The sequence below is a fragment of the Oceanobacillus arenosus genome (genome assembly GCF_003369575.1).
Classification (GTDB): Bacteria; Bacillota; Bacilli; order Bacillales; family Amphibacillaceae; genus Oceanobacillus; species Oceanobacillus arenosus.
Window position 1 is genome coordinate 110,023 of the sequence record NZ_PIOC01000014.1, and the last position, 15,796, is coordinate 125,818.

At 36.4% G+C, this 15,796-nt stretch carries 18 protein-coding genes; 1 reads left to right on the forward strand and 17 read right to left on the reverse strand.

Features of this window, described 5'->3' with window-relative positions:
• Positions 1-143 precede the first annotated feature (143 nt).
• From ccsB to CWR48_RS08700, 10 genes are all read right to left on the reverse strand, one after another.
• A complete protein-coding gene (gene ccsB, locus CWR48_RS08655) occupies positions 144-1,328 on the reverse strand; it encodes a c-type cytochrome biogenesis protein CcsB (protein ID WP_170140737.1) in 1,185 nt (394 codons plus the stop codon).
• A 45-nt stretch (positions 1,329-1,373) separates the two neighbouring features.
• Positions 1,374-3,020, reverse strand: coding sequence for a cytochrome c biogenesis protein ResB (gene resB, locus CWR48_RS08660; protein ID WP_115772838.1), 1,647 nt, complete (start codon positions 3,018-3,020; stop codon positions 1,374-1,376).
• A gap of 26 nt (positions 3,021-3,046) precedes the next feature.
• A complete protein-coding gene (gene resA / locus CWR48_RS08665; protein ID WP_115772839.1) occupies positions 3,047-3,619 on the reverse strand; it encodes a thiol-disulfide oxidoreductase ResA in 573 nt (190 codons plus the stop codon).
• A 58-nt stretch (positions 3,620-3,677) separates the two neighbouring features.
• Complete coding sequence (locus CWR48_RS08670) at positions 3,678-4,418, reverse strand: pseudouridine synthase (RefSeq protein WP_115772840.1); 741 nt, start codon at positions 4,416-4,418, stop codon at positions 3,678-3,680.
• A gap of 100 nt (positions 4,419-4,518) precedes the next feature.
• The gene (locus CWR48_RS08675; RefSeq protein ID WP_115772841.1) at positions 4,519-5,049 is read right to left on the reverse strand and encodes a spore maturation protein; all 531 of its coding nucleotides are present in this window, start codon (positions 5,047-5,049) and stop codon (positions 4,519-4,521) included.
• Complete coding sequence (locus CWR48_RS08680; RefSeq protein ID WP_115772842.1) at positions 5,049-5,636, reverse strand: nucleoside recognition domain-containing protein; 588 nt, start codon at positions 5,634-5,636, stop codon at positions 5,049-5,051. The genes CWR48_RS08675 and CWR48_RS08680 overlap by 1 nt, the downstream gene beginning before the upstream one ends.
• Positions 5,630-6,715 carry a D-alanyl-D-alanine carboxypeptidase family protein gene (locus CWR48_RS08685; protein WP_115772843.1) on the reverse strand — a complete coding sequence of 362 codons (1,086 nt, stop codon included), beginning with the start codon at positions 6,713-6,715 and terminating at the stop codon, positions 5,630-5,632. Before CWR48_RS08685 ends, CWR48_RS08680 begins: the two co-directional genes overlap by 7 nt.
• A 141-nt stretch (positions 6,716-6,856) precedes the next feature.
• Positions 6,857-7,720 (reverse strand): superoxide dismutase, encoded by an 864-nt coding sequence (locus CWR48_RS08690; protein ID WP_115772844.1) that lies wholly within the window; start codon positions 7,718-7,720, stop codon positions 6,857-6,859.
• Between the two features lie 92 nt (positions 7,721-7,812).
• On the reverse strand, positions 7,813-8,418 hold the full coding sequence (gene scpB / locus CWR48_RS08695; RefSeq protein WP_115772845.1) for an SMC-Scp complex subunit ScpB: 606 nt from the start codon (positions 8,416-8,418) through the stop codon (positions 7,813-7,815).
• A gap of 2 nt (positions 8,419-8,420) precedes the next feature.
• Positions 8,421-9,158 (reverse strand): segregation/condensation protein A, encoded by a 738-nt coding sequence (locus CWR48_RS08700; RefSeq protein WP_115772846.1) that lies wholly within the window; start codon positions 9,156-9,158, stop codon positions 8,421-8,423.
• Between the two features lie 147 nt (positions 9,159-9,305).
• Here CWR48_RS08700 and CWR48_RS08705 point away from each other — a divergent pair, with 147 nt between their 5' ends.
• Complete coding sequence (locus CWR48_RS08705) at positions 9,306-9,404, forward strand: YjcZ family sporulation protein (protein ID WP_115772847.1); 99 nt, start codon at positions 9,306-9,308, stop codon at positions 9,402-9,404.
• Positions 9,405-9,467: 63 nt separating this feature from the next.
• On the opposite strand, the gene CWR48_RS08710 is transcribed toward CWR48_RS08705, so the two are convergent.
• From CWR48_RS08710 to CWR48_RS08740, 7 genes are all read right to left on the reverse strand, one after another.
• Positions 9,468-9,845: a GNAT family N-acetyltransferase gene (locus CWR48_RS08710; RefSeq protein ID WP_115772848.1), complete on the reverse strand. Its 378-nt coding sequence runs from the start codon at positions 9,843-9,845 to the stop codon at positions 9,468-9,470.
• 249 nt (positions 9,846-10,094) lie between these two features.
• The gene (locus CWR48_RS08715; protein ID WP_115772849.1) at positions 10,095-10,562 is read right to left on the reverse strand and encodes a M50 family metallopeptidase; all 468 of its coding nucleotides are present in this window, start codon (positions 10,560-10,562) and stop codon (positions 10,095-10,097) included.
• 37 nt (positions 10,563-10,599) lie between these two features.
• Entirely contained in the window at positions 10,600-11,037 is a 438-nt protein-coding gene (locus CWR48_RS08720; protein WP_115772850.1) for a peptidylprolyl isomerase, read from the reverse strand.
• A 116-nt stretch (positions 11,038-11,153) separates the two neighbouring features.
• A complete protein-coding gene (lysA, locus tag CWR48_RS08725) occupies positions 11,154-12,461 on the reverse strand; it encodes a diaminopimelate decarboxylase (RefSeq protein ID WP_115772851.1) in 1,308 nt (435 codons plus the stop codon).
• A 279-nt stretch (positions 12,462-12,740) separates the two neighbouring features.
• Entirely contained in the window at positions 12,741-14,222 is a 1,482-nt protein-coding gene (locus CWR48_RS08730; protein ID WP_115772852.1) for a spore germination protein, read from the reverse strand.
• Positions 14,223-14,243: 21 nt separating this feature from the next.
• The gene (locus CWR48_RS08735) at positions 14,244-14,672 is read right to left on the reverse strand and encodes a stage V sporulation protein AB (RefSeq protein WP_115772853.1); all 429 of its coding nucleotides are present in this window, start codon (positions 14,670-14,672) and stop codon (positions 14,244-14,246) included.
• Entirely contained in the window at positions 14,650-15,270 is a 621-nt protein-coding gene (locus tag CWR48_RS08740; protein WP_115772854.1) for a stage V sporulation protein AA, read from the reverse strand. Before CWR48_RS08740 ends, CWR48_RS08735 begins: the two co-directional genes overlap by 23 nt.
• Positions 15,271-15,796 lie beyond the last annotated feature (526 nt).

Below are 15,796 nucleotides of genomic sequence, written 5' to 3' on the forward strand. Positions count from 1 at the left end.
TCGAAGTTGATTGAAGTATTAGAATGTAACCTTTTGTGTAAATAGCAACTACTGACCAGTTCTGAAATCATAATTATGACTAGTTCGTACTTTACATCAACTTCGTACTATCATCCTATACTTGCAAAAAGTAATCGTCTTTTCTATGCATATGAATGCAATCCTGCTAGGACTAGGTTAACGACAATTAGGTTGAACATGATGATACCGAATCCGATTACTGCTAGCCATGCTGATTTTTCACCATGCCATCCTCTTGAAAGTCGAAGGTGCAAATAGGCTGCGTAGAAGAACCAGGTTACTAATGCCCAAACTTCTTTCGGGTCCCAGCCCCAGAACCTTCCCCAGGCGATTTGCGCCCAGATTGCCGCAAAAATTAATCCTCCTAGAGTAAATACTGGGAAACCAATTGTCACAGAGCGATAGCCAATTTCATCTAGTAAGTCAGCTTTAACATTTTTAAAGAGCGGTTGAATCGCAGCACCTACTCTTTTTCTAATAATTAGACGAACAATGACAAACAGAATTGTTCCAGTAATGAGTGACCAAATAACTGTATTAAATTTGCGACCGGCATCTTGGCCCTGTAACCAGTTTGGTGTTTCAAACCAAGGCTCCATAACATTTTCCGTTATTAATGTACCCTCGTTTGGACCAGCAATTGCAGGTAATTTATATTCTGACTTTATCGTCTCTCCGCCTGACGGATATTCAAATGTAGCATTATAATTCATCATGCCGAATGCTGATGTAATCCCAATAAATCCAATAAATATAAATAATATATAGATAACAATTTCTAACCACATTGTTTTTTTACTCTTAACAGTCTGATCAATTTCTTTAATTAAATACATCAGTCCTGCGACAAAGCTAATAAATAATATCCCTTGCCCCAATGCAACTGTTGTTACATGAATATATAGCCAGTGGCTTTGTAATGAAGGCACAAGTGGTGCAACATCTGTTGGAAACATACTTGCATATGCAATAATAATCATTGAAATCGGTAATGCAAATAGTCCTAAAAAGCTTAATTTATAGTAGAAATAAATAATAATAAATGCAAAGACAGTACACATGCCAAGAAAGGTCATAAATTCAAACATATTACTTACCGGTGCATGTCCACTTGCAAACCATCTCGTTATAAAATAAACAATCTGTGCTGCAAAACCAATTATCGTTAACGTAATTGCAATTTTGGCTGACACTGTATGCTGTTTCTTATCTGTCCGCTTATCTCTTACCGTTGCCCCGAAGAATAATGTTGCAATTAAATAGAGTACAAATGCAGAATAAAGCGCCCCACTGCTGACACTGAGTATGTCCATTAATAAATCCCCCTTATGAAACCGATGTAAGAATGACTGTTATTTCTCATCTAATTCTTGTTGATCCTCGACCATTTTAATGTTCGTACCTTTAATGACTTTCTCAATATCTTTCTTTATTCCAAACCAATTTTTATTCGTGTGACCAGCCATTAATATACCATTTTCACTTGGATGGATCCAAATTCGCCGATGCTGCCAGTACATCCCCTGAATAACACCAATCATAAAGATTGCTGCCCCGATACCGAATAAAGGCAATGAACGATCATATTTCACGGTAAGTCCGCTTACATCATGCATTTCAAAGTCCTCTATACCAAGTTTATAGATATTTTCCCCAGTCGCATCTATATTTCTACCAATTCCAACAAAGCTAACTTCCGCAGTATCACTATTTGGTGGATAAATTAAAAACACATATGCTGGATTTCGCGGAAAATTAGTTTCAGATGCAGGAATTCCATTACTATCAAGATAATAATCTGGGTAATACTTATCAACAACAACACGGAAACCGCTATCTAAATTATATTCGGCTTCAGGTGCTGTTAAATCAACAGTGAACGTATCAAGTGCTGCCTCTTCCGTATCCGCTGTTTCATGAATTCTAAACGTCATCGAGGTAAATTCATTTAATTGATATCCAGATTGGTAAACCGTATATTTATCAAATTTAGCTGGATCATTCATTCGGACGGAGCCTTCGAGAATTGGATCAAGCTCCGCATCTGCTCCCGGAACTGTCTTATCACTTGTCTGATAGATTACAATATCCGTCTGAAAATTACTTGGAATCATGCCTTCCTCAGCAATTGCTGCTTCAAATCGTTTATCATCTTTACTATGAGTCTCTAAAATGAAATCCTTATTTTCAATATAATATTGGCCATCTGTTCCGGGTATGACAATTGGTTTTTGCCCCTCGCGGACCCAGACATACTCTTCCATATAAAAGAATGGAGTAACACGTAATATTGCGGCTACTAATATAATAATTAGACCAATATGATTTACATATGGACCCCATCTGGAAAATCTACCTTTCTCAGCTAGAATATGTCCATTCTCTTCTTTAATATTATAGCGTTGCTTCTTTAAATTATTTTTTACCGTTTCAATCTCTTCGTTTGATGCAACATCTGTTTCACTATATAAGCGTTGTCTACTTAGGAAGCTAATATGTTTCTGGGCCTTTTGGTGCCGCAATGCTTTAAATAATGGAACAAACCTGTCAAGACTACAAATGACTAAAGAAATCCCAATTAAAGCGATAATAACAAGATACCACCATGACGTATATAAATTATGAAAACCTAATTGATAAAAAATTAAACCGAATATTCCATACTGATCCTCGTAATAAACTGCTGGATCGCGAGATGGTGCATTTGCAGGTATGTATACTTCCTGTGGGAAAATCGTGCCGACCATTGAAGCAACTAAAGCAAGCACGATCAGCCAGACACCCACTTTAACGGATGAGAAGAAACTCCATATCTTATCAATAATCGATTTATTATAGGTTTGTGAGCGCCGAGCTGTCCCATCGTAGCGCATATTCAGTAATCTTTTCTCGTTATTTCCGTCTAGGTGTTGATTCCCCTCTATTGGTCTACCACATGCTTCACATAGGACAGTACCAACAGGATTTACATGTCCACATTCACATTTTATTTCTTTCATGTTTATCCCCCATTGCTAATTACACCCTAATTTGGTTGAATATCTTGTAAATACCCCTCGAGACGATCTAATGATAAGGCGCCATTGACAACTTCTTCTATCTTTCCTTCAGGATTAATGAAGAATGTACTAGGTATCGGTCCGATTTTATATAAGTCTCTTACAATACCAGTTCTATCGAAGGGTACAGGGAATGTCAAATCGTATTCATCAATGAATCGATCTACAGCTAATTCGGTACCATCCAAACTAACGGCCAGAATTTCAATTCCTTTATCTTGATATTCCGGATATAAAGACTCCATATAAGGCATTTCCGCTTTACATGGCTCACACCATGTTCCCCAGAAGTTTAGCATGACACCTTTCCCCTTAAAATCACTTAGTTGAACAGATTCTAATTCATTATTATTACTAATTTGTTGTAATTTGAAATCCGGTGCTGCGTCTCCTGCCCGGTAAATCGTATTATCCGCTTGCAAGTTAGAGACTAACGCAAATATAACTGCACCTAAAAGTACAACCAGAATAGAAGTTCTAAAGATTAACCGATTTCTTTTTTTTCTTTTCTTTTTATCTTTTATTTGATCCAAGCTCATTTGTTCTAGACCCTCCCCAAGCCATTATAGCACGCTTGTAAAGATTAAATTTTGTCTATTATTCAACAATTTCAGTTGCTAAATTCCGTATCTGTTTTACCTCTTTTAGTGTTAAGGCACGATATGCCCCAGGTTTCAAGCCTTTTAAAGTTAACATTCCATACTGTTCCCGTTTTAACTTCATTACTGGATAGCCTAATTGCTCCATCATTCTTCTCACGTGGCGATTTTTTCCTTCACGTAATTTAATTTCAATTATCATCGTGTTTTTCGTCTTATCAGAAGATAGAATATTATAGTCAGCTACTTTTAATAAATCGTTTTCCGCTTTTACACCTTTTCTTAACTTCTCTAATTCTGGTTTAGTTGGTATTCCTTTAAGTTTTGCAACGTATTTTTTTTCAACTTCATACTTAGGATGCATTAAATGATGCGCGAAATCGCCATCATTGGTAAGCAGTAATATCCCTGATGTATCATAATCCAATCTACCTATTGGAAAAACGCGTTCTGTCACGCCATCTAATAAATCGGTAACGACTTTTCTACCTTTATCATCACTCACACTTGAGATAACCCCGCGCGGCTTATACAACATATAATAAACATGTGCTTCTTTTTCTAATGGAACGTCATTCACCTCAATTTGATCGTTGTTAGACACCTTCGTACCTAATGTAACAACAACTTGTCCATTCACTTTTACTTTCCCATCTAAAATAAGCTGCTCTGCTTTTCTTCTTGAGGTAATGCCGCTTTGTGCGATTACTTTTTGCAATCTTTCTTGGTTGTCTGTCATATTATCACCATAATTTCTTTATTTTTTTCTTACATAATAATAGCGCTAACAGAGTGTTAACGCTACTCATTTGACTTATTTCATTATAAAAAGAAAGGCATCATCCAAATACCATTTTTACAATGAGGATTGATGTTATTATACCAACCAAATCGGCTAATAGTCCAACCTTTAGGGCATATTTCATTTTTTTAATGCCAACAGCACCAAAATAGACGGTTAAAATGTAAAGGGTCGTGTCCATACTTCCTTGCATTGTCGATGCTAGTCTTCCAATAAAGGAGTCTGGCCCATGCGTGCTAATTAACTCGGTAGTTATTCCAAGGGCAGCTGTCCCTGATATTGGCCGAACAAATGCAAGTGGAATAATTTCAGGAGGAACTCCAAAGGTCATTAATACTGGTGCGATCAAATTAATCATTGCATCGATTGCACCAGAACTTCTTAATATCGAAATCGATACAATCATTCCTACTAAAAAAGGAAGTAGAGAAAATGCCATTTTGACACCTTCTTTTCCTCCCTCAACGAATAATTCATATGTAGGAACCTTCTTCCAAGAAGCGACAGAGAGGACAATTAATAGAAAGCACGGAATCAGCCAAGTACTTACCGCTGTGATGATAGCCATTATTTCTTCCTCCTAATACTTTGGTAATAGAAAAGCCGATCAAGTAAAATGGCACTGATTAAAGATATAACCGTTGTAATAATTGTCGTTCCTATAATTTCTGTTGGGGAGACAGAATGATATTGCATCCGGATTGCAATTACAGTTGTTGGAATTAAGGTTAATCCAGATGTATTTAATGCTAGAAAAGTAATCATGGATCTCGATGCAGTATCTGTTCCGCTCAAATGTTTCATTTCTTCCATTGCTTTAAGCCCCATCGGTGTTGCTGCATTTCCCAGGCCAAATATATTTGCAGTAATATTCGATAAAATATAACCCATTGCCGGATGACCCTTTGGTATTTCTGGAAACAATTTGCTGACAACCGGCATTAAAGCTTTAGACAAAGCTTTCAGTATACCTGCAGATTCTGCTATTTTCATAATCCCTAGCCAAAAAACTAAGATACTTATTAGTCCAATCGATAACGTCACTGCATCATTTGCACTTTCAAATAATGCCTTGTTCACTTCATCCATTGTTCCGTTAAACATCGCATAAACAATTCCAACGATCGCCATAAATGCCCAAATTAAATTTACCATTTGCTTATACCTACTAATTTCTTATACATAGTTAAAACTGTCGATCCAATGTTGCCTTTCTTCTCCCTATGGATTGGCGTTTCAATCAATTGCTCGTCACCTATTTCGAAGACAGTTTTTCCTATGATATCCATATTTTCCCCGGGGTCAAGTAAGTAGGTTTTCTTCTTCAATGCCTGCTGTTCATCCTGTGTCAGTGGGTATTTGATTTCTTCTGTAACATATCCACTTACTTCCTCACTATTGTTGAGCTTGTATGTAACATCCCCTTCTTTACTAAGCGTTTCTAACTTATAATGGTCGAATCCCCATTCGTATAGATTGATATGATCCTGCCAGTCATCAGGAGCGTTTAAAGTTACAACAATTAAATCCATTCCGTCCTTTGAAGCTGATGAAACCAATGTTCGGCCTGTTTTTTTTGTAAAGCCAGTTTTCCCGCCATTTGTTGGCTCATACAGCTGTGTTAATAATTTATTTTTATTTACCCAGCTATAGGATCTGTTTTCAGAGCGATAGGAATTCGCGCCAGTAATCGTTCTAAATTGTTCATTTTGCATTGCATAACGCATGAGAATTGCCATGTCATACGCACTCGAATAATGGTTGTCCGAATCTAGACCATGAGGATTCTCGAAATTAGTATTGTTCATTCCCAGCCATTTCGCCTTCTCATTCATTAAGAAGACAAATCCTTCTTCACTAGCGCCAACATGTTCTGCTATCGAGACAGCAGCATCATTACCAGAGCGAAGCATTAAACCGTAGACCAAATCCTCTAGTTTCATTTTCTCTCCTTGTTCAAGGTAAATTGAAGATCCTTCCGTATAGATTGCTTCCCTGCTGGTCTTTGCTTTCTCGTCCATCTTTCCCGATTCAATTGCAATGAGTGCGGTCATGATTTTTGTAATACTGGCTATCGATGCTCGGTCATTGGCATTTTTTTCAAACAATACTCTACCAGTACTTTGCTCTATCAAAACAGCATTATTTGCCGAGACATTGGGTGCTGCTTGTCCAACAGTCGGGAAAATGCTGACAATAAATAATACTGTTAATATTGTGATAACGGTTCGCATAGTAGGTTTCCTCCCACAGATATGATGTCCATACATTTTATGCAGGATAATATCGGTTATGAATCATTTAGAAAAATAGACATGCACTGTGGGAAACCTAGCTAACAAGAAAAAATGAATATACTCCTATTTGACACTGATTTAATATAACTTCCATTTCAACTTACTTGCTTCTAAATAGCGATTATTCACATCTTCCCAGTTCACGATATTCCACCAATTTTTAATATACGATGCTTTATCTGTTTTGTACTGTAGATAATAAGCATGCTCCCACATATCAAGAACAAGTAACGGAATGGAGTCTGCAAGCTGGAATAATTGGTGCTTCTCAATGGATTGTATACCTAGTTTTCCACTTCTGGGATTCCAAAGTAAAACAGCCCAGCCAACACCTTCAACGGAACTGGCGACATTGGAAAATAAATCTCTAAACCTCTCCCATGATCCAAAGTCTTTCTCGAGTTGTTGCTTTAACTCTTTGATTGGATACTTGGTAGATTTAGGTGTCATATTGAACCAGAATATCGTGTGTAAATTATGACCGGAACCATTGTATGCCTGTTCCCGCAGCCAATGTTTAACAATACTCTTATCTTTTAGATTAAGATATAGTGCTTTTTCCGCTTTATTCAGTCCCTCAACATATGCCTTATGATGGATATCATGATGTAAACGCATAATTTCTTCACTTATATATGGTTCAAGTGCATCGTATGAATATGGAAGCGGTGGTAATTGGTGCTTTCCATATGGCACACTGTCCATTTGATAATAATTTACCAACGAATCTAGGATTCTCTGACCCTCTTGCTGTAAGCGTTGGAGTTCGTCCTCTGTTAGGATTTCCCTCCCATTAACCAAATAATGATTTACGTTCGTTTTCCAATTAGAAATAGCTTCTATCCAACTTTCACTTCCTGGAAGATTTGCAAGTTCTAATGTTTTCTTCGTTTCATCTGCCCATCTATTTAATTCTTTTAGATATGCTTGATTATTTTCCATGCCATCACCCCTTTAAATCATATGCCCAATACAAAAAAACGTGAAAAAATCCTTACAATTTTTAACATGTAAGGATTTTAAGCAACTAGATATTATTCGGTTTCTTGATCATCACTTAAATCAAGCTCATCTCCAAATCGTTCGAAAAATAAATCTGCCTCTTGTGTCATTTCTTCGGTATTTGCTGTTTCTGGAAGTACTGGTAGCTCGTCAAGTGATGTTAAACCAAAATAGGTAAGAAAGTCTTTACTCGTGCCATATAAAATCGGTTTGCCGACAGCATCTTTTCTTCCGAGCTCTTCGATTAAGGATCTGGCTAGCAATGTTTGAACCGCACGATCACTATTTACCCCACGGATTTCTTCCATTTCTGTTTTCGTAATTGGCTGACGATACGCGATGATTGCAAGCGTTTCTAGCGCAGCCTGTGACATTCGGCTTTGTTTTGGAATATCTAATAATTTTTTGAAGTAGTTGCTATGTTCCGGTTTTGTCGTTAAATGAAAGACATCGTGTGATTGCATGATCATCATTCCGCGATTGGCATGTTCATAATCATATTTTAATTCTTCGAGAATATGTATTACAGCTGATTCTTGAATTTCAATTATTTTACTTAACTGCTTGATTGCAATTCCTTCATCACCACTAGCAAATAATAATCCTTCAATGATTGCTTTTACTTCCCCAATTTCCAATATTATTCCTCCAAATAAAATACAAAAAGTGTATCAAAGTGTTTCTCTTGTTTACAGTAAACATTCTTGGTCTTCATTAATTCTAATAAAGCCATAAACGTAACGACAATATGTGTACGCGATGGGTATGGAAACAGCTGATCAAAAGGAGTTCCGTTCTGCTTACGCTTCACAACTTCAATAATTTCTTCCATTCTTGTTTGAATCGGAATCTCGGCACGTTCAATTTTTGTATCATGTGGTTCATTCCATTTCTTCCGTTCGAACATCTTTCCAAGCGCGCTTAGCATATCATAAACAGATACTTCGCCTTTAGTAACTGGTTGCTTCGTATCCACTAATGCATCAAATAATGTCGGTGGACGTGTGAAAATTTGATTTGCTTCAATTTCTTTTTCTTTTAATTTCTGTGCGGCTTCTTTAAATTTTCGATATTCAATCAATCGCCCTATTAATTCTTCTCGTGGATCATCCATATATTCTTCTGCTTCTTCATCGATATCTTGGTTTGGCAATAGCATTTGACTTTTAATAGCTACAAGCGTTGCTGCCATCACGAGATACTCACTCGCAATATTTAATTCTAGTTTTTGCATCGTATGAATAAACTCCATATATTGCTTCGTAATAACTGCCATTGGAATATCATAAATATCAATTTCTTGTTGATTAATTAAATGTAGTAGTAAATCAAGCGGACCCTCAAATACATCTAATTCAACCTGATAGGCTTGATTCACGTTTTTTTCTCTCCCCATACTTTAGTTAATTATCCAATTTTGTCACAAGTGCCTATACATCATCACCGCCACCATCATAAATTATTAACGTAAGCTAAATGTTACCACAAAACATTTATGTTAAGAAGAAAAAGGAGGAATTTCATTATGAGTGGTGGATATGGTGGATATGGTCATGGTGGAGGATTTGCGTTAATCGTTGTATTGTTCATTCTTTTAATAATTGTTGGGGCTGCTTGGCTATAGTACCCAGCTAAATAATTTTAATTGAACGGAAAAACCAGCCCAATAAATAATGGGGCTGGTTTTTCACTGTTCATCGATTTGATCACTAATATCTTCAGATTTATCATAGAAATCTTGTATTTCATCTGTCGCACTGACGGTATATTTATCCTGATATTGCTTTCTAATCTCATGTACCATTTGTTTACCAATCCCTAAATTACGATGTGACGGTGTAACCGAAAGATGTTGAATAATAACCTGTTTATCAACCTCTTTAATCTTCACGCCTATCGCACCTAATACATCCTCGTCTTTCCATAAGTAGAGATGCCAGCCATCATTAGTCTCATATTCTTTAATCGTTTGTAGCAATTTTTTCACGTCTTTTTTTTCTTGTGGCATAAAAGACAATAATCCCATTGCAATCTTTTCTAAATTTTTCTTATAACGAATTAGCATAGATACCCCTCTTAATTAGAAAACTTATCATCAGTAGTAATCATAGGTTTACAAAAACCTTTATACCTACTCGCAATTATGTAAAAAAGTGCTCACCCTTTGAAGCAGCTAAATAAAAGGATTCATTGTAATTGATAATAGCATAAAATATGAAAAGAGTATATAAGTATCTGTTCCAGCAAGACTTTTTATCTTACCAATGACAGTTGAGGCTAATATCATTATGTACGATATAATTGGAAAACATACCTAATATATATTAGGCGGATGTTTTTCCTTAATTAGCTTATAAAGTGTATATCCATCTGTATGTTTATCTTTATATTTAATAGGGATTAGGTTAGCGAACCCAAGCCATATATTGTACCAGAATAACAATTGTACATACTCATTTGATACCCAGTTAAGTGTTGCAAATAGTAGGAAAGCTATTATTCCATTTAAAATAGGACCTAAGCAACATATGCATATTAATTCCTTTCTATTAAAAGGAATCGCTCTACTGCTCACTGTAATACCATCTAAAAAATATATAACATTAATAGTAATTTGGATCTGTTCAAACGAGAAGCGAGTAAGTCGTTTTCCTCTTCCAATTGAAAGTTTAATAGAATCAGCATGTACCATCCTAGCTGCTAAAGCATGACCCATTTCATGGATTAGGGTGCTACATGGAACAACAATCAAAATCAAAAATATTAATAATGAAATATCCATCAATAACACCCTAAATGTAATTTATAAGCGTATTGAATTAAGCTTCAAATACTTTAACTTCTTTCATTACATCCCCATTTTGCATTGCTAAAGCTGTTTCTAATCCAGAAGTAACAATTCCGAATACCGTATGAACACCGTCTAAATGTGGTTGTGGCTCATGAACAATAAAGAATTGACTTGAACCAGTATCCTTCCCTGCATGTGCCATTGATAAGCTACCCGCAACGTGCTTGTGTGGATTGCCATCTGTTTCACATTTAATTGTTGTGCCACTGCCGCCCATACCAGTACCAGTAGGGTCTCCACCTTGACTTACGAAGCCAGGAATAACACGGTGGAATACTACTCCGTCGTAAAATCCACTATTTGCTAGCTTTTCAAAATTTGCTACTGTATTTGGAGCTTCATTTGGGAAAAATTCTAATTCGATTTTTTCACCATTCTCCATTATGATATATCCTTTTTTAGACATTATTGCATCTCCTCGTAATGTAAAATTTATGGAACCTTACTCATTCTACCATTTAATTATTTTATTTAAAAGAAATCTACTTTGGCGGGACTGTGATTTTCATTTATTCACTTAATTTATTCATATGATAAATCATTGCGAACAACATCTGCATATGTTTCTCTTTTCACTACGAGCTTGTCCGTTTGATTTTCAACAAATACTACTGCTGGATTTGCAAAACGATTATAATGACTAGCCATTGAATAACCGTATGCCCCCGTTGAGAATACAGCAAGTATGTCACCAGATTCAACTTCCGGTACCGGTAAATTCTTAATAAGCTGGTCACCGGATTCACAAGCTTTTCCTGCTACTGTTACATGATTGTTTGCCGGTTTATTTGCCCGATTAGCAATTACAGCATCATATTTTGCTTGATAAAGTGCAGGTCGAATATTATCCGCCATTCCACCATCAACAGAAATATACTTACGAACGCCCGGAATTTCTTTCATTGATCCAATCGTATATAGTGTGATGCCTGCCTCACCAACGATTGAACGGCCAGGCTCTAGCCAGATCTCTGGCATCGAAATGTCAAGTTTGCTTACATGATGCTCAACTGCTATAACAAGTTCCTTCACGTATTTTTCGTACGGTAGTGGTGCGTCTTCTGCAGTGTAACGTATACCAAATCCGCCACCCAGGTTCAATACACTTGGTGTATAGTCGTCGTTTTCTTTCCATTTAGCTAACGTTTTGAATAAGATATCTGTAGCGAGAATGAATCCCTCAGTTTCAAAAATTTGTGAGCCAATGTGACAATGCAATCCTTTTAAACAGATGGTCTCATGCTGAAATAATCGTTTAAATGCTGCATCTGCTTGACCATTTTCTAAATTAAATCCAAATTTAGAATCCTCATTTCCAGTCATAATATAGTCATGTGTATGTGACTCTACACCTGGTGTAACTCGCATTAATACATCCATTTTCTTGTTTTTTTCTTGAAGAATCTGTGTAAGCAAATCGATATCATGGAAGTTATCAATAACAATACAGCCGATATTATGGTCAATCGCCATTGTTAATTCTTCTACGCTTTTATTATTGCCATGTAAATGAATTCTATCTGTTGGAAAATCAGCTTGTAATGCCGTATATAATTCACCTTCGGAAACAACATCTAAATATAGATTCTCTTGTTTCGCAACTTGTAGCATTGCAATCGAGGAAAAAGCCTTACTAGCATAAGCAACCTTTGCCTGGACGCCTAATTCTTCGAAAGTATGCACAAAAGTCCGTGCTTTCTCACGAATCATCGCTACATCATATACATATAGTGGTGTACCGTATTTTTCTGCAAGTGTTATTGTATCTAATCCACCAATTTCTAGATGTCCATGTTGATTCACTTGAAATGGATGATGGTTGATTATCATAAATATCCCCTCAATTCTTTAATAATAGCTAATTTTTAAAAGATTATTGCTCTCCCTAAATAATGGGTAGGTTGACGCTTGCTTACTATCGAAAAGCATGTTTGTCCTTACGTCACAGTAGAAATATTGCAAAAATCGATACATTCGGGGACTTACCTACATTTATGTAATAAGAAAGTTTATTATCTTTCTTAACATCCAATAATATGATAAATGAAACGAAAACCTATGATAAATTACTTTACCACAGGAAAGTAAAAAACAAAAGAGCTAACAATATTAGCTCCTTTTAACCGGTTGTCTATACACATTTTTCGGATGTACAAAACTTGGTCTTGTATTTGTATATGGTACGGGAATTCTAAAAATAACGTGAAGCATCGCCTTTCCATTGAATGGAATAAATGGCCATAAATAAGGTACTTGGATCGATTTTAAATGAATGAGATATAACAGATGGGCTACGGTTCCAATTATAAATCCAGTTATTCCAAAAAGTCCAACAACAATCACTAATGAGAAGCTTACTAGCTTATTTGCAATGCTTAGTTCATAGCTTGGTGTCACATAGGAGCCAATTGCGCTAATCGATGCATAAAGAATAACCTCTGAGCTAAGAAATCCAACATCAATTGCAATTTGCCCAATTAACACCGCTGCAATTAAGCCCATTGAGGTTGATAATGGGGTTGGAGTATGAATTGCCGCCATTCGCAAAAACTCAACACCAAGACCAGCAAAAATGATTTGGATGAAAACAGGAATATTTCCAACTTCATTCGGTCCAATAAACGATAATTGCTTTGGAAGTAAGGTTGGATCCATTACTAACAACAGCCAAAACGGCAACAAATATAATGATGATAGAACAGCCAAAAAACGAATAAACCGAATAAAGGTACCTACAATTGGTGCTTGGCGATATTCTTCTGCATGCTGTAAATGGTGAAAGAAGGTGACAGGTAGAATCAAGACACTTGGCGATGTATCAACAATTACGATTACATGCCCTTCTAATAAATGGCTTGCCGCAACATCAGGTCTTTCCGTATAGCGCACAAGCGGATAATTATTCCATTTATTCTCAACAAAATATTCCTCAATCGTTTTATCGGTCATTGTTATCCCATCAATTTCGATAGAACTTAGCTTTTCCTTCACGGCTTCTACCAGTCCATCATCAGCAATATCTTGCAAGTAGCTAATGCAAACATCTGTTTTTGAGCGTTCGCCAATCTTCATCATCTCTAGACGTAATCGTTCATCACGTAATCTTCTTCGTGTTAATGCTGTATTTTGGATAATGTTTTCTGTATAGCCATCCCTTGATCCGCGAATTACCTTTTCGGTATCAGGTTCCTGTGGTGTTCTTCCCGGATAGCTTCGTACATCAACGACATAGGCGTATCTTTCCCCATCAATAAACACAACAATTAATCCTGAAAGAAGTTGATCAACGACCTCATCCATTGTTTCAATCTCCGATACTTGTTGATGTACGAGGCGATTATGTATGATTTCAGGGATTTTTTTTAGATTACTTTCGAAATCATTAATCTGGATTAATACTTTTAGAATTTCTTGAAAAATGATGGAATCACATAGCCCTGTAACATAATAGAGCTGTACCTTCTTTTTTAGAATAATAATTTCCCTAAATCCAACATCAAATGATCGGCCGATACCGAGATGTTCCTTCATATATTCTTGATTATCATTAATTTTAACTGAAATTGGATGCTTTGTATTTGCAACCCCCATCATGTTCACCACGCTTTCTAACTATTTAACAAAAATGGTCCACTGAAATAAGGAGCCGATTATCTTTCCGAAGACGATTGCCATTAATAATATCAATAAATGCCTTTCCATTCTTATTCGTTTGGAAACGACGGGAAAAACATTTAATACTTCTGTCAATGCAGCTGCAAGTAGCCCATTAAATATCCCATGGAATAACCCCCAAAGGACTAAAGTAATAATCGGTTGATTTAATCTAATGTCAGCAAATGATAAATAGCTGCCCATCAGTAAGCCAAAAATTACACAGGCCCCATACATTTTTACTAATTTCTCTGTATTCGTTAATTGAATTAATCTTGGTATAATCCCTAGTACCGTAATAAATGCGACGAACCCTCCACCAACAGCAAGACCTCCACTAAATCCAATGATTACTTGGAATAAATTAACTAGAAGGGTTTGTATCATTTACTTTATTTTCGTAATGATTCAAATAGCTATCGAGGTCTTGTTGATATTTAAATATTTCTACTTCCAGTGGACTTGGTTCTTCATTAAATCGTTTATTAAACCAATGATTAAAAAACAATAGCGTGCCAATACCTAAGCCTAATGAATATGGGATTTGAATCCAAAGTGGGTACTCATTCTGTTCGCCTGTTAGTAAGTAATGTAGCCGCTGTTGTACCTCTTGCATGCTTACGTCATAATGGAAATTCATAATTGTCATTGCCGTTCCGATAAATAAAATTATCCATACGACAGATACAATTAACATATTGATTGGTTTCCTTTTTGTAATTACTCGAATTATCGATTGCGAAGGACCGATTAGCTGAATTTCAATTGTATTAAATGCATTTGTTAAATGATCGATAATTAAAAAACTGTCAATAATAACAATATTTTTATCCTTTTTAGTAATACGATAGATGGGTGTGTTTTTAAGCTTATCATTTAATATAGTATCTGTTGAGCTAACATAGGCAATATGCTTCAATCGAACTTCCTGCATTTCAGTAAACTCAATATTTTTCTTCATTCGTAAATAAACAATGGTTGTCATCGAGCGATCACCTTCTATTCTTGCCTTATGCTCTAATAGTATTGGCAGGAATGCAGTTTTTATCCAATTTTAATCTTGAAATCTCATGATGAATTGTATATCGGTATTTAGATAAAGTGCAGATTACTTTAATTCAGAATTTCTTTGCCGAGGTCCGCAGCCCCCATACACCTTCGCTTTCCGCGGGCGGCTGATGAGCCTCCTCCGTGCTAACGCACTACGTAGTCTCACCTAGGCCTCTGCTCCCGCAGGAGTCTTCGGTGTATGGGGTCTGCTCCCAGGAAACTCTACAGTTAAACTACCTATTTATAGATAGAGTTATGGTTTAATGATTTTTATATTGCATTCATTAATATTAACATCAGAAAGCTATATCAGTCCGGGTGAGCGAAGGGCGGTGACTCCTGCGAGAACAGCACGAGTCCGAAGACTCCGTAGGAAGTGCTTTTCTTCCGAGGAGGCTGAGGCCGTGCCCGCGGAAAGCATCCGCCCGTAGCGAACTCGGACGGCGGTTTAGCACATACTA